Genomic DNA, 14,669 nt, shown 5'->3' with positions numbered 1-14,669 from the left:
AGAATCGGGGGCAGCAGCAAAAGTGGCAGGAGCAAGGGCAGGAAACCCAGGAACCTCTCGCCATAGCGCCTTACCGATAGCACGTTCATTCCGCCACCCTCACGAAGAAGATGGCATTATAAGGTGGGAGAGTGAAAATGACGCAACCTCCTCCTGCAATCCACGTGGATGAGGATTCAGAGCGTTTTGGTAGAACGCGCCATGGCTTCAGCGATTTCTTCGGGTGTCAAGTTACCCGCAATATGAATTTCCGTGCCATTTTCTCCCTGACGCACTTCCATTCCTGTCACCTTGGCCTTGGTCTGAGTGCTCATGCAGTCGCATTGACCGGTCTGACAATTTTCAACCATGGCGAAGACTTTTTTTGCTTCTACCGATTGGTCGACATGCACGGCGACCCCTTCCGCCGTTTTTTGGACGGTACTGACATCTTTGATGGTGCGATGCGCATTCCACGCCATCCGGCCACTCAATCCATCGGCATCCGGCCACTGATTCCACGATGATCCGGCCACTCTGTCCACGGCCATTCGGCCGGGGCGGGCGGAGCGTAGCGACGTGGGTAAAAGGACGTTACGCCGACTGGGCCGATGGGGTCAACCGCTGTTTCTTCCGCATGGATTCTCCGTCGATTGTTAGCCTGTAGGCGTTGTGGATCAGGCGATCCAGAATGGCGTCCGCCAAGGTGGGATCGCCAATGCTGTCGTGCCAGTGCTCGACGGGTAATTGACTGGTGACCAGGGTGGAACCGGTTTGATAACGGTCATCCAGGATCTCCAGGAGGTCATGTCGGTTCCGATCAGTCAGGGCTTCCAGCCCCCAGTCGTCCAGCACGAGCACATCGATCTTCGCCAGGCGCTGGAGGAGCTTGGGATAGCGGCCGTCCGCATGGGCAATTTCAAGGTCGGCGAGCAGCCTGGGCAGGCGCTGGTAGAGCACATGATAGCCGTCCCGACAGGCCTGATGGCCCAGGGCACAGGCGATGTAGGTCTTGCCGACACCGGTGGGTCCCAGAACGAGCACATTGCGATGTTGGCGGATCCACTCATCGCTGGTCAGGCTCTGCAGGAGGCTGCGGTCGAAGCGCCGGGATCCCTGCCAGTCCAAATCTTCCAGGGTGGCGGGCTGTTTCAGTCGGGCCGCACGCAAACGCGATTGCAGGCGTTTTTGATCGCGCAGACTCCATTCGGCGTCGAGGAGGATCCCGAGACGTTCCAGAAAGGGCATGGCGGCGATTTCCGGATGCTGTTCCTGGTGTTCCAGGGCATGGAGCATGCCGCTCAGGTGGAGTGTACGGAGCCGATCATAGGTAGGGTGGGTATACATGGTAAGGTTCCTTTTCAATGGAAATATTCAGGACCACGGATGTTTCCATGGTGAATGATGGGGCGATCCGGCTGCTCTGACGCCTGACGATCCAGCCCTTTGTCCAGGATGGAGGCCACCGAGCGGTAGCTGATGGCCTGGATATGCAGGGCGCGGGCGCAGGCGGCCTCCATGAGGGTCCGATCATGGGTCTTGGCCAGACGCAGGATGCCCATGCCGCTGCGGAAGGCCTGCTGGGGGTAACGGCGCCGCAGCATCAGGGCTTCCATCAGGGTGCGGGTGTGCGGTCCAATCCGCGCCGCCTGCTCCAGGAGCTTTTCCGGTGACCAGCGGGCGGCTTGGTGGGAAGGCGGCATGTGACTTTCCACCGTGGTGAAGTCATGAGGTGCCTTGCCGCGCAGGTGGGAGGCCACCCGTTTGCCGCGGTGGAAGATCTCCACGGTAGCGTTGCTGTAACGGACATCCACGGTTTTTCCCACCAACGGGTAAGGGACCGAGTAGTAATGGCGGTCGATTTCGACATGATAATCGGGGTGGATCTTGGCCCGTTTCCACTGTGCGTATTCATAGGGTGCATCCGGGAGCGCTTTGAGCGCCGGGGCCTCCAGGGTGGCGAAGACCTCCGCGCGGGAGCCCGGCCGCTTGCGGAAGGGCTTGGTGTTGAGCTGCAGTACCAAGGAGCGGATGGCCGCGTTGAGTTCCGCCAGGGTGAAGAACTGGCGATGGCGTAGCCGGGCCAGAATCCAGCGCTCGGCGATTTGCACGCTGACCTCCGCCAAGGCTTTGTCCCGGGGTTTTCTGACGCGAGCCGGGATGACCGCCACGTCGTAATAGCGGGCCATCTCCGCATAGGTGGGGTTGGCATCGGGTTCGTAGCGGCAGGTCTTGGCGATGCCCGATTTGAGGTTGTCCGGCACCAGGATCTCGGGCACCCCGCCGAAGAAGGTGAACGCCCGGACGTGGCTGCCGATCCAGTCCGGCAGGCTTTGGCTCCAGGTGGCTTCGACATAGGTGTAGGCCGATGCACCCAGGACCGCGACGAAGATCTGGGCCGGGCGGAGTTCCCCCGTGCCGGGATCCGTGACCGGTACGGTCATCCCCGCATAGTCGATGAAGCACTGCTCTCCCGGCCGGTGGTGTTGCCGCATGACGAGATCCTGGCGACCCAGCCAGGCGCGGTAACAGTCACAGAACCACGAATACTGGAACCCGTCGGGTTCCCGCTCCTTGTATTCCTGCCAGAGGAGCGACAAGGAGACCCCCTTGCGCCGCAGCTCGTGTTGGACAACCGTCCAGTCCGGTTCTGGTCGCGCCATGCCAGCCAGTGGTGGCGGAGGGAACAATCGGCTTTCCAAAGCCGCATCATCCAGCTCCGTGGGCCAGGAAAGACCGCTCGCCGCAAAACGCTGAAGGTATTCCTGCACCGTTGTCCTGCCGGCATTGACGCTGCGGGCGATCGCCCTGGCGGATAGTCCCGCCTCGTACTTCAATCGTAATACTTCTCGAATCTTGCGCATGGATAGTCGCTCCACAAAAACCTCCTTGCTCCGCAAAAGAGGTCATGATGAACAAAACTACCCAACGTCGCCCCTGCCCCCAGGGGTGGCCGCATGGCCGTGGAATCAGTGGCCGGATGCCCGTGGAACGGGGGGCCAGATGTTCATGGAATCGGTGGCCGGATCATCGTGGAATCAGTGGCCGGATGCCGCCGGAATACGCAGTGCGATCACAACAGGACATGGTCAAACCCCTTTTCAGGTCAAACGTATAGGCATAACACCATAGAAAACCTCTCAGCAGCAGCGGTTGCTCGTACCGCAACATTCCGCAGTTACTGAAACGGCCTCAGCGCGTTGCGGTGTGGCCGATGTGAGCGTCGCCAGCAGAACCGCATCCAATGCTTCATCAAATCGAGTGGTCACCTCTTCGCGGATATGCCGCGCAATCTCCAGGACGGTTTCCACATCTTCCTGAGCTACCCCCAGGGTTTTAAGGCGATCCAACTGACATTTCCCATGGCCGGGATGCTGTGCTGCCACTTGAGCGCTGAGGGTGATCAGCGCTAGGGTTATTGGGTTGATTACCGGATTCACCAAGCCGTACTCCTTGACGTAAAATAAGAAGTGTATAATATACGTACTTTGATTGAACCATTGCAATAGGAGACTCGCATGAAACGTCGTCAATTTCTTGTTGCCGGAGCAGCGGCGGCTACCGCTGCCCTGAGCGCGCCACTCATCAGCATGGCGGGGACCGCAGGGCAGACCCAAAAGGCGGCAGCATACCCCGGTTCCCGGTGAGCTATGTGGCAGAATTTCGGGTTACGCCGCCCCAGCAGAAAAAAGTTATGACTGTCGCGCAGGAACTGGCAATCCGCCTGAAGGGTTCCCCGGAATTCTTGGGTGTAACCCTCAAACAGATGCGTGGCACTTCCACCATGGTCAAGAACTACCCCCCGGAATATAAAGGCATCCTTGCCAACGCCAACGCTCAGGCCACGGCACAGGGACGTCTGCCCTTTTACAATATCCTGATGGTGCGTTTCGCCCATCCCACCGCCCTGCAGAATGCCAAACTGGCCGAATGGTTGCAGGACCGTCTGGTGCCCCATTTGGATTTCACGCCACCGGGCAGTGCCGAACCCGCCGAACTCCTGCCCCTGGCCGGGGTGTATGCCAGCCTCCTAGCGGGAGACCGGAAGAAGGTTTTCGATAGCGGCCCGGCCATTGCCAGCTTTCTGGCCCAACAAGAAGATACGCCGGAGCGCAGACTCGTTACCGTGGTCAACCATGTCATGGTGCCAGATGATGTGCATGGCCTGGTAGAAGCCAAAGTAGGACCACTGCTGAAAGTTGCACAGAACACCTTTGAGCCGAAGTCCGATGCCAACGGACTCGGACAGCCAGGCTCCAAGGAAAACTTAAACTATCGCAAGGCATTCAGTACCGAAATACTGGCAAATACGAACCGTTATGGGAGCTTGCGCAGCTATCTCATGCATGGCGTCTGGGATTCCGTATGGGATCATGAGAACTCTCATCTGGACCCGCGCTTCCAGCAGGCTTTTATGCAGGTAGCACCCTATGTGGTTTCCGGTCCTTCGGAACCGTTTTACCACACCTTGCTTTTGATGAACCGTGCCTAGATCGTTACGCCACTTATCTGAAAAGGAGTAGTACGTTATGTCCGATCAGCAATCCCTTAGTGTTGAACAGATTCTAGCCGGTATGCGGCAGGGCATGGGCCGTGTGCCTGATGCCATTGAAAAATCCGTCACGGCAGATCCTGCACTCATCTATGAGCATATGCGCTCCCGTGCGTTTTCCATGCCTCAAGAGGGTGCTCTGGATGACGAAACCCGCACCCTGATTTATCTGGCAGCAGCCCTCGCCGGGTCCAGCCACGCCTGTGTGCAGGCCATGGCTGACAAAATCGTGCAACAGGATATTCCTGCTGCCAAGGTGGTGGAAGCCATCCGTATCACCCGTTTCGCCATGGCTACCAAAGTTATCGGCGACGCCGAGGCGGTGTTTGAAGCGTTGAACAAATCTGAAAAGATAACGTAAAGTCAGCAACCTGAGTATGGCATCAAAGAATTACAGATCGACTTTCCAGCGACCCTCGACAGGAACCGCGAGCGATATCGTCTGAAATACCGTGCTATTCCGTTTGGCTATATCTAACAGATGATCCAGTTGCTCCGGGGAAGCATCACTTTTCAGGTGCAACACATAGCGGATATCCGTCAGGACAGGGGGACGATCTTGCCGCGTGGCTTCCAGCTCTATCCTGGCCCCGGCCAGCAAAATATGAGAGGCCTCCGCCACGAAGCTGATGGCGGTCAGCAGGCAAGCCCCCATGGCGGAAAGAAGGGTTTCAACTGGGTTAAAACCCGCTGTAGGATCGGCCCGCTTGGCGCCAAGCGGGATATCAAACCCTCTTACGCTTGCGGTAACGTGCATGGAGTCGGTGCGTTCAACACGAACCTGATAAGTTTGTTGTGACATACTTTTCTTTCCACTATTGCTGTTATGAGAAATAGAATATCTGTGGCGAGTTAGAATCATCCTTGTACATCAATATAACCCACAATATCAACAAGATTTGCGCTATAGAATAATCCACAGATGCAAAATAGCAGCAGCTAGAAACATCATCAAACCGAACGACCGCTTGCAGTCTAGTCCGGCCATCCAGGCATCCTTCGAGGACCCCATTGGATTCATGCGTCAGCACCCCGCACCAACAGGATGCACTGATATTCGCAGTATGCACCGAGACATAACCCGGTATTCTGAGCGGAATCCCTGATGGATTATCCTCAGAAGCAGAATCCTCCAGCCCGTAGCTGATACAGCGACCGGACCGCAAACAGATCCCCGATGGCCATTACCAGACAGAACCACCTATCTGGAGATTGAGCCATGGCTGCATCCATCAACACCGAAGCCCTCACCCGAATCCCATTGCCAGCTATCGTATCCGATCATGGCTACGGTCTCCAGCAGACCGGACCCGGGCGTTTTCTTGCGGAGAGCCCGGATCATGCTGAACATCTCAGCATCTCATGCCTGCCTGATGGCAAGTGGCTCTACCGTGACCAGAACCACCACGACAACAAGGGGAATGCCCTGCATTTCATGCAGGCGCATGGGCACCCGGATTTTCAGGTCGCTGCCAATGCGCTGACCGCCTATACCCAACCTGAGCGTCTGGCCGAAGCGCAGTCCCTGTTGAACGATCTGGACCATCGTTATCGGGACGCTGGTCGTGACGAATTGCAGCGATTCAACACCGAGATACCGCTGAATCGTCTGGCGGAGGCGCATGGGTGGGTGATGGACGTCAAAGAATCCACCAGGACCTGGGAGAAATACCGCAGCCCCTCTGGCGACGCCATCGTCATCAATACGGCCAAAAACCTGTACTTCCACCAGCAGAACAAGGATCACGACAAAGGCGGCGTCATCCAGTTTACACAGGCCCACGTCCTGAATAACGGCTCTCTGGGGGATGCCCGCAAATACCTTCGGGACTTTGCCGGTGACAAGCGGGCCGAGTGGCAAAGAGAAGCTCAGCAGCGCGCAGCAAGTGTCCCCCCGGCTCTACAGATTGAAAATCGCAAAGATGAGTGGAAATCCTTGCCCCTTCTCACCCCAAAATCCCTACGCTACCTGATGGATCAGCGTGGGCTGGATATCAAAACCATTGCCGCTTATGGCGACCGCAGTATGCGCACAGACATTTACCGCACGCCGGGCGGCGGCGAACTCCACAACGTGGCCTTTGCCAATGTCGCCGTCGATCAGGATAACAAGGCCGTCCTTTCCGGATGGGAAAAGAAGGGTGCCGGCACTGAAAAATCGTTTAGTGGCTTTCATGGTCAACGGGGCATCACGGTTTTCAAGCACAAAGACTTCAACAGTCGGGACGAACGGCCGCCAGAGGATGTGGGGACCTGCCAGAAGATGGTGCTCTGCGAGTCGTCCATCGATGCACTTTCCAAAGCGCAGATGGATGGTTGCCGACCAGGAGATATTTATGTGTCTACGGGCGGCACCCCTTCTGCAGCGGCAAAAAAAGCGTTGGCGGCGCTGATTCAGAAAAACCAGCCCCAAGAAGTGATTTTAGCCTTCGATAATGACACGGCGGGGCATGGATATGCGCGCCAAATGGAGGAACACCTGGCAGAACAAAGCCAGACGCCTGGTATGTCCACCTTTAGTATCCGTAAGGAATTCCCAGAAGGCGCCAAGGACTGGAATGAGGTACTGAAACCGAAAGTGCTGGATTCTCGCCCGCGAGTACCTCAACGGACGGAACCGGAACGTATCCCGGGCACGGGTCGAGGAACCGCCCCATCACAGGATCATTCCGGCCAGTCCGCAAGCCAGGCCAAGAACGTGGAGGCGGAAAACATCCTTGCCCGCATCCAGATCAATGCGCCGACCCTGGACACAAAGTGGAAAAGGGCTATAGACAGGGCATGCCGGGAGCCCGAAAAAAAGCGGGGTATCGAACGATGACCGGCGCAGAGATTCCAGCAGTCGCGCGACCGCTGTCCAACTATCGCAACGCCACACCCTTCCCCTGGATGGGCGGAAAAGCGCGCATGGTGAAAACCATCACGCCACTGTTTCCACCGCACACCACTTATGTAGAGCCATTCGGCGGTGCTGCAAACATCCTCTTGGCCAGGGAGCCCGCCAAGGTCGAGGTCTACAACGACAGAAGCGGACTGCTGGTCAATTTTTTTCGGGTATTGCAAAACCCCGGCAGCCGGCAATCGCTTCTGGACCGTCTGGAATGGACCCCTTATGCGCGCATGGAATATGCGCGGGCCTTGGAATGCCTGGATGATGCCGATCCCGTCCTGCAGGCGTGGGGTTTTTTTGTCGCACAATGCCAGGGCATCAGCGGTACGGGATCCTTTGGTGATCGCGCTGCAACCAACTGGGGTTATTCGATAGCACGAGACCAGCAGGCATCTTTCCGTGGGCACGTCGAAAAACTCCCGGCCATTGCCGAACGTCTGCGTCAGGTCAGCATTGAGCAGGACGATGGCGCCAAGGTCATTCGGCGATGGGATGCCGTGGATACCTTATTCTATGTGGATCCGCCCTATGTCGAATCCACCCGGACCGCAAAGAATGGCCGCTCCGGATATCACACGGAAATCGACGATGGCGACCAGGCCTGTCTGGTGGATGCTCTTTTGAATACACGGGGCATGGTCCTTCTTTCGGGCTATCGCACGCCGCTGTATCAACCCCTGGAAGACGTAGGATGGGAACGGCGGGAATATGCCATGGACCTTGCCGCCGCTGGCCGGGTAAAAACCTTCGATGCCATGAGTACGGCTGGTAAGGCAAAACGCCAGCGCACCGAATGCCTGTGGCTCTCTCCGCGTGTCGTGGATTGGAATACGCAGCATCGTCAGTCTTCGCTGGCTTTCGCGGACAGCGCGACATGCTGATTATCGTGCGATCCCACACCTCATTACTGGATGGCCCCGCTGTGGCCCTTTGGCTGGCGCGAGAACGTCAACTGACACATTGTCTGTTCGCAGTGGATCCGGATTACGCCAGGCATCCGGTATATAGCGTCTTGCTCAAGGCCTACGGGTGGCTGGTTGGCCGCCACACCTTGTTGCCGCTGGATCAGCAGCGCCCCTTTGCGTTGCGCAAGATGTTTTCCGCACTGGGGGCGGGACAGCATGTGGTGATCTTTCCCCAGGGCACGGGCCTTTCTATGCCGGATCGACCAGATCAGCCGGGGATGGATTGGTTGCTCCGCAAGGCCGGCAAAGACGCCTCGATCCTGTCTCTGAGTCTGCGTCATGACCAGCGCTGGCCGCGCGTAACCATTACGCCTTCTACCGTTGTCGATGCACCCACCACAAACAGGTTGCCGATGGCCATTACCAGATAGGACTCAATCTGGAGGTGATCTGATGGCAACCAGCAAAAACGACATACTGGATGGCGTGGTAAAGCGCGTAAATGACGCACTGGCCTCTGGCCAGAAACTGCCCTGGCAGAAACCATGGGAACCGCAATATGGGGCCATGTCCATGCCCCACAATCCGGTCACCGGAAAAATGTACAGCCCGGGCAATACCATGATCCTCTCCATCGCTGCCATGGATCATGGTCACGATGATCCGCGATATATGACCTACAAACAGGCCAGGGATGCGGGCTGGAGTGTTCGCAAAGGAGAACATGCGGCGGCACATATCTATGCACCCATCACCAAAACGTTGGACGATGAGAAAACGGGCAGCGAACAGCAGAAGCTTGTGGGGTATCGGGGGGTGGCCCTGTTTAATGCGGCACAGATCGATGGCATACCGCCCATGGCGATCGTGCCAGAATCCGAGCGGCTGCCAAAGACACTGGAACTGGACGCCATTGCGCAGCAAATGGGCGTGGGTATCCTGCATTCGGGAGGCATGGCCTTTTATCGTTCTAGCGATGACCGAATACAACTACCGCCGCGAGAGACCTTCACCGATCAGCACGGATATGACGCCACTAAGGCGCATGAACTCACCCATGCCACGGGGCACCCATCGCGGCTCAACCGAGACAAACAGTATAAGACCGTCAAAGGCCGTGCTGCCGAAGAAATGACCGCAGAAATTGGGGCCTACCTCATGTCCCAGCGCCTGGGTGTGCCCTTTCTGGGAAATAGCACGGATCAGACCGACGAACAGCATGCCGCCTACCTCGCGGGATGGGCCAGGGATTTAACCCCGGAAGAGCGGCGTGCCGCTATTGATAATGGCATCAAAGCCGCGACCTACATGGAAAAGCAATTGGAGTTGGCCCGTGTAAATGGGCTGGTAGTCGAAGCGGACAGAGGGCAGGTCGTAGATCATGCGATTGCAGGCCATAGCCCGGCCATGGAATCCGGTATGTCCCCTTTGCCTGCTGGTACGGCAGAGGTGGCCATGCCCCACCCAGATCAATCACGAGACGAACCGATCTTGCGGAATGTCCCCGAGGGCCTACGCCCTTTTATGTCGAACAGCCAGCGCATGGCAACGGAAGCGGGGTTGCATGGCGAAGAGAAAACGTTTTTCAGCGACAAGCTGCGGGAGATGAAGGAACTGATCGATAAAATGCCGGCTTCTTATGGAACCGATGGCATGGGCGATACGGCCCCCGTATCGCTGCACTATTACAGGGGGAATGCCGACTGGTATATCATGGAAAAGGATATTGACCACGACGGTGAGGGGCAATTACAGGCGTTTGGTCTGGCCGATCTGGGAGAGGGCTATCCTGAGTTGGGTTACATCAGCATCCAGGAACTGGTGGAGCATGGTGCAGAGATGGACTACCACTTCCCTCCGAGAACACTGCTGGAATTGAAGCAGGAAAAATACCCGGAGCTTATTCGGGAGAACCTGCCAGAGCAGGTGCTTTCGCCAGACAACTCGTCGCTTTTCCCAGAAAAGCCGGATATCCCGGGTATGCGCATTCCCGACTTCAATAAGGGTGACCTGATCACCTATGTGGATCCGGCGGGTAAGACCTACGACGGCATCATCCTGAAGGAAGCCGATTTCTCCGTGGGCGAAGATGGAAAGGAAGGAGTCACCACGCGCTGGCAGCCAGTTCAGGCCAACGAAAACAAAAACGATCTGGAACCGCACAGCCACATCATTGCGACATACAGCGTGAATGGCCGGATCAACAAGGATGAGTTCACCCGGCACATTCCCAATGCGGTACCCGGTATTGATCATATTGATCCCGCCAGTCGGAATTATGAAAAGGACATTGATCAGCGCCGGGGCCTTCATGCCGCGCTGGAAGCACGCGTTTCCCATACATTGAATGGGCTGGATCAGTCAGGTAAAGGGAATGCACTTGATGCCGAACACAGCTTGGTTTATGGCAAAGCACCAAAGACTCCCGAGATCCCCCAGAGGAATGCCTACGAACAGAAGGTCGAGGCTCGCCGGGAACGCTATCAGGCGCTCGCGGAAAAAATGCGACAGCGGGCGACAGCCAGAATCGATCAGGCCAAGCGCATGGCGGATGTCATTCCTTTTGGTCAGCCAATCCAGATTGGGCACCACAGCGAAAAGAGCGATCGTCGGTTTCGAGAGCGCATTCACCAGAACTTCGGCAAAGGCTTTGAGCTGCTAGGCAAGGCCGATTATTACGAGCGCCGGGCGAAGAACGTCAATGATTACGCCATCAGCGCTGACGACCCCGATGCCCTGCGCAAGCTGAAGGAGCGGGCGGAGGTCTCAAAGGCCGCCCAGGAGCGGATGAAGGCGACCAATGCTGCGATCCGCACGCATCACAAGGATGGCCCAGAGGCACAGCGCGAGGCTCTGGTGCAACTGGGTTTCCGGGATGATCAGGCAGAAAAACTGCTGACCCCGGATGTGATGGGCAATATAGGCTTTGCCTCGTACTCCCTCAGCAACAACAACGCCAACATCAAGCGTCTGGAAGATCGCATCAAGGTGCTGGAGAAGGCCCAGTCCCTGGAGGATCGTGAGACGCGGTACTCCTGGGGGGCGGTTCGTGAGAATAAGGACATCAACCGCATCCAGTTCAGGTTCGACGACCGGCCCAACGAAGAGACCCGCGAGATCATGAAGAAGAACGGCTTCCGGTGGGCACCGTCGGAGTCTGCATGGCAGCGGCAATGGACGGGAAACGCGGTGTATGCCGCCCGCGCCGTGGTCAAGCGTCTGGACGAGATGCACGGAGTTGACGTAGTTGCTTCCCCGGACATTGCGCCGATTTCAACGACTCCGGCAGAATGGCGGGCCTGGAAAGACCGTGAGTTAGTCTCCGCGATGGAACGACTGGGTGGGTATCCTGCTGTCCTGGCTGATCCGGGAAAGTCCCTGGAATTGCAGGATATGCTCGATAGTGCGCTGGGGGAGCGTGGGGTAGATATCCGCAATAGCCTGCGCCATAGCGGTGACTGGGGGCCGGGCGGCCTGGGTGAACTGGTTTCTGATGATGCGGTGCTCACCACCCATGCAACCCGTGTAGGCGCCGGTGGCAATATGACGCAACTGCATTGGCACATCACCATGCCCGAACTGGATCCAGGCGGGAAGCCCCTGATCATCGACGACCTGATGGACAGGCCCGCTAACGACATGGCCGCGTATATTACGGAACAGGCACTGGAAATGCAGCGTGATCATGGGCGGCGTCTCGGCATCCTTCCCCAGAAGGAAGTTGCGGATCGTGCTTTTCTTCCGCCAGAAGAAAAAGTGGCTCCGGCGGAAATACGGCGTGGGGATCACCTGGTTTATCGTGATGGTCCCGGTTGCATAGAAGATGGATTTGCCAGCGCGGTCCATGGATCTCAGGTCACCGTGATCCCCATAGATCGGGATAAGAATGGAGCGGTTTCCACTTGGGTCATGCGCCCTATAACCGTACAGCAGGACCAGATCATAAAGCACGCGGCAGCGGCGTCCATGGAGGCAATAAACACGCTATCCATCGGAAATCAGGGCATGACGAACAAAGCATTTGGTGACGTGCGCCGTACCGCTTACAAGTCTCTGTCCAAAAGCGCCTTTGTGGAAATGACGACGGCCCAGATGGTCAAGGACAAGCCAGAGATCGACAAACTCAACGCAGAGCGTGCTTCGCAGCTGGCGGAGGCAAACGCCAGAAATGAGGTGAGCGAACAAAAGCGTCTTGCCGGTATTCGCGCAGAACAGGTGTCCCGTAACGCGGAGAAGGAAGCCCGCTTTACAGAGGCTTTCGATGGAGGACTGCATGCGCTGAAAGATAACAAAGCCTATCCCCTGAATCCCGGCGATTATGTGTCCTACATCGCTCCCAGCGGGCGGGGCATCGACTGCATCGTGCGGGACAAAGCGGCGTTGCCGGCAGAGCCCACGCAACGCAACGAAGTCATTTACCAGCGCGTTGAGCGCGGTGGGTTGTCCGGTAACGGTAAATACGAACTCGGCCTGGCCGTCGCGGGTGATATATCCAAAGGCAGCATCATGGAGCACAGCAGGGATTTTCTGCCAGAACGTGCGCAGATCAAGAAGGGAAACTCGCCAGCGCTGGATGAAGCACTGGATAAGCGGATGCAACAGAAACGTGAGGAGGATTCCTCCGGGAAAACTGCGAAAGCACGGTCTGCGGTGCGGCAAAAGGACCTGGGACTGGAACGCTAGCCGTTTCAGTCAGTATCGGGGACCACAAACAGGTCCCCGATGGCCATTACCGATTGCAAGTGTCGCAACGCAAACAGGAGAAGTCATCATGGAACAACATGCCGAAACGAAGAAGTATCCCCATCTTCAAGCCGCACTCAAGGTGGAAGATGGCAGCTACATCAATATGCGTGCCTGGGCGGACAAGAGTGGTCAGCTCAAGGGGACCGTAGAGCGTAATGACCCGGCCACGGGTGAGCGGAACAAAGCCGATGTCGAGTTTAAGGCCTATGGTGAGGGCGACAAGGCCGCTCTGGTGGGTTACATCAAGGAGGGTGAAAAAACGACCAAGGTCAATCTGCAAAAAGTGGCTCCGGAAGGGAAAGAGCCCTTTGTGGCGATGTCGGTTGCCGAAAAAAGTCCTGGGGACGAAAAGTACACCTACCTCAAGGGCCGTGGTGGCATTGTTCATGAAAATGAAGATCTGGCAGCGATGCCCAATGCCAAAACGTCCCAGCTCGTCAGTGAGACGCTGAACGTCTCCCGGGATGCCCTGAAACCCCGTGAGCCTGTGCCGGAGCGGGCCGCGGCGGAACCGGAGAAATCCAAACCGGCCAGGTCCCCAAAAAAAGCGACTCAGACCAAAGGCATGGAGCGCTGATGTGATGCCGCCATCGGGAGCCGCAAACAGGTTCCCGATGGCCATTACCAAGTGGGCATTGTACTGCATAGAGGAGTCACTTCATGAGCACCGATCAGAAAGCCACCCGCGAGTCCCTGCTGGCCGAATTCAAAACGGCACGGGATGCCGCCATTACCCGATCACAGATGGGCATGGAACAGATCGCCCACCGTCACCGCCAGGAGCGCGCCGATGCGCTGAAGGATTTTGTGGGCAAACGTGCCGACATTGAGGCCGCCTTTGAGAAGGATGGCGCCCCCGCCGGCGCGTGGCCATCCCTGATGGCGATGGAACAGTCGCGTCATATGGAGCCGCTGATCCAGCAACAGACCGAAGAGCATGCCGCCGACCTGGCAGCGCATGGTGTGCCCACATGGGAGGGCTTTCTCACGGAGAAATCCCATGCCGGCGAAGCACTGGCTGCGACCATGCTGGTGGAGATGGATGCCCGCAAACACCGGGGCGAAGAAATCAGCAAGGTGAACGGTTTTGAAGGGGAACCCGTGGATCCCGGTCATCGGAGGCTCTCCATGTTCGATGATATCCAGTCGAAATATGACCAGGACGCCGACTCCGTGCATTACCATCGCAAGTCGGATGGCACGGAACTCTTTGAAGACAAGGGCTCCCGCATTGAAATGAAGGAGACCAGCAGCAAGAGCATTGAGACCGCTTTATTGTTGGCCCAGGAGCGCTTCAAAAAGGGCACTCCGCTGACGATTACGGGCGATGAGCAGTTCCAGCAGGATGCAGCACGGATCGCCGGGCGGTTGGGTATTCCCATCAAGAACAAGGACCTCATGGAGGTCTGGCAGCAGTCCCGTGACAAAGCGGCGATGGGAATTGCCGACGATGAACCGGACATTACCCCCAGTAACGGGTTTTCCGGGAAGGAAGCGGTACCGGAGCGGGCGGCGCCTGCACAGGATAAGGCGGTACCTGACGTGGGCAATGCGCCTGATGCAGAGCATGTCACCCCATCAATAGCCACCGATCCCG

14 protein-coding genes are annotated in these 14,669 nt (G+C 57.3%); 9 read left to right on the top strand and 5 right to left on the bottom strand.

Annotated elements, in window-relative coordinates; all coding sequences use genetic code 11:
* Positions 1-176: 176 nt before the first annotated feature.
* From Q0C48_RS13410 to Q0C48_RS13395, 4 genes are all read right to left on the bottom strand, one after another.
* Positions 177-461, bottom strand: a complete 285-nt coding sequence (locus tag Q0C48_RS13410) for a hypothetical protein (RefSeq protein ID WP_291525173.1) — start codon at positions 459-461, stop codon at positions 177-179.
* Positions 462-573: 112 nt separating this feature from the next.
* Positions 574-1,326: an IS21-like element helper ATPase IstB gene (gene istB, locus Q0C48_RS13405; protein ID WP_291525171.1), complete on the bottom strand. Its 753-nt coding sequence runs from the start codon at positions 1,324-1,326 to the stop codon at positions 574-576.
* 14 nt (positions 1,327-1,340) lie between these two features.
* Complete coding sequence (gene istA, locus Q0C48_RS13400; protein ID WP_291525169.1) at positions 1,341-2,843, bottom strand: IS21 family transposase; 1,503 nt, start codon at positions 2,841-2,843, stop codon at positions 1,341-1,343.
* Positions 2,844-3,119: 276 nt separating this feature from the next.
* Positions 3,120-3,422, bottom strand: coding sequence for a hypothetical protein (locus Q0C48_RS13395; RefSeq protein ID WP_291525168.1), 303 nt, complete (start codon positions 3,420-3,422; stop codon positions 3,120-3,122).
* Between the two features lie 75 nt (positions 3,423-3,497).
* Here Q0C48_RS13395 and Q0C48_RS13390 point away from each other — a divergent pair, with 75 nt between their 5' ends.
* From Q0C48_RS13390 to Q0C48_RS13380, 3 genes are read left to right on the top strand one after another with little or no spacing between them, the layout of a single operon-like run.
* A complete protein-coding gene (locus Q0C48_RS13390; RefSeq protein ID WP_291525166.1) occupies positions 3,498-3,626 on the top strand; it encodes a hypothetical protein in 129 nt (42 codons plus the stop codon).
* 47 nt (positions 3,627-3,673) lie between these two features.
* Complete coding sequence (locus Q0C48_RS13385; protein WP_291525165.1) at positions 3,674-4,471, top strand: hypothetical protein; 798 nt, start codon at positions 3,674-3,676, stop codon at positions 4,469-4,471.
* Between the two features lie 37 nt (positions 4,472-4,508).
* The gene (locus tag Q0C48_RS13380; protein WP_291525163.1) at positions 4,509-4,892 is read left to right on the top strand and encodes a carboxymuconolactone decarboxylase family protein; all 384 of its coding nucleotides are present in this window, start codon (positions 4,509-4,511) and stop codon (positions 4,890-4,892) included.
* A 30-nt stretch (positions 4,893-4,922) separates the two neighbouring features.
* Here the strand turns inward: Q0C48_RS13380 and Q0C48_RS13375 are convergent, their stop codons facing one another.
* Positions 4,923-5,333: an OsmC family protein gene (locus Q0C48_RS13375; RefSeq protein ID WP_291525161.1), complete on the bottom strand. Its 411-nt coding sequence runs from the start codon at positions 5,331-5,333 to the stop codon at positions 4,923-4,925.
* A 417-nt stretch (positions 5,334-5,750) separates the two neighbouring features.
* Between Q0C48_RS13375 and Q0C48_RS13370 the strand changes: the two genes are divergently transcribed.
* The 6 genes from Q0C48_RS13370 to Q0C48_RS13345 form a co-directional block, all read left to right on the top strand.
* Positions 5,751-7,352, top strand: coding sequence for a toprim domain-containing protein (locus Q0C48_RS13370; protein WP_291525159.1), 1,602 nt, complete (start codon positions 5,751-5,753; stop codon positions 7,350-7,352).
* Positions 7,349-8,302: a DNA adenine methylase gene (locus Q0C48_RS13365; RefSeq protein WP_291525157.1), complete on the top strand. Its 954-nt coding sequence runs from the start codon at positions 7,349-7,351 to the stop codon at positions 8,300-8,302. The genes Q0C48_RS13370 and Q0C48_RS13365 overlap by 4 nt, the downstream gene beginning before the upstream one ends.
* Entirely contained in the window at positions 8,296-8,757 is a 462-nt protein-coding gene (locus Q0C48_RS13360) for a 1-acyl-sn-glycerol-3-phosphate acyltransferase (protein ID WP_291525155.1), read from the top strand. The genes Q0C48_RS13365 and Q0C48_RS13360 overlap by 7 nt, the downstream gene beginning before the upstream one ends.
* 22 nt (positions 8,758-8,779) lie before the next feature.
* Positions 8,780-13,009, top strand: coding sequence for a DUF3560 domain-containing protein (locus Q0C48_RS13355; RefSeq protein WP_291525153.1), 4,230 nt, complete (start codon positions 8,780-8,782; stop codon positions 13,007-13,009).
* An 88-nt stretch (positions 13,010-13,097) separates the two neighbouring features.
* The gene (locus Q0C48_RS13350) at positions 13,098-13,649 is read left to right on the top strand and encodes a hypothetical protein (protein ID WP_291525151.1); all 552 of its coding nucleotides are present in this window, start codon (positions 13,098-13,100) and stop codon (positions 13,647-13,649) included.
* An 83-nt stretch (positions 13,650-13,732) separates the two neighbouring features.
* A partial coding sequence (locus tag Q0C48_RS13345; RefSeq protein ID WP_291525149.1) for an LPD7 domain-containing protein occupies positions 13,733-14,669 on the top strand: 937 nt, incomplete at its 3' end.

Source organism: Acidithiobacillus sp. (genome assembly GCF_023255755.1).
Lineage (GTDB): Bacteria > Pseudomonadota > Gammaproteobacteria > Acidithiobacillales > Acidithiobacillaceae > Acidithiobacillus.
The sequence above is the reverse complement of the archived record's forward strand: the minus strand, read 5'-3'. Positions and strand labels throughout refer to the sequence as shown.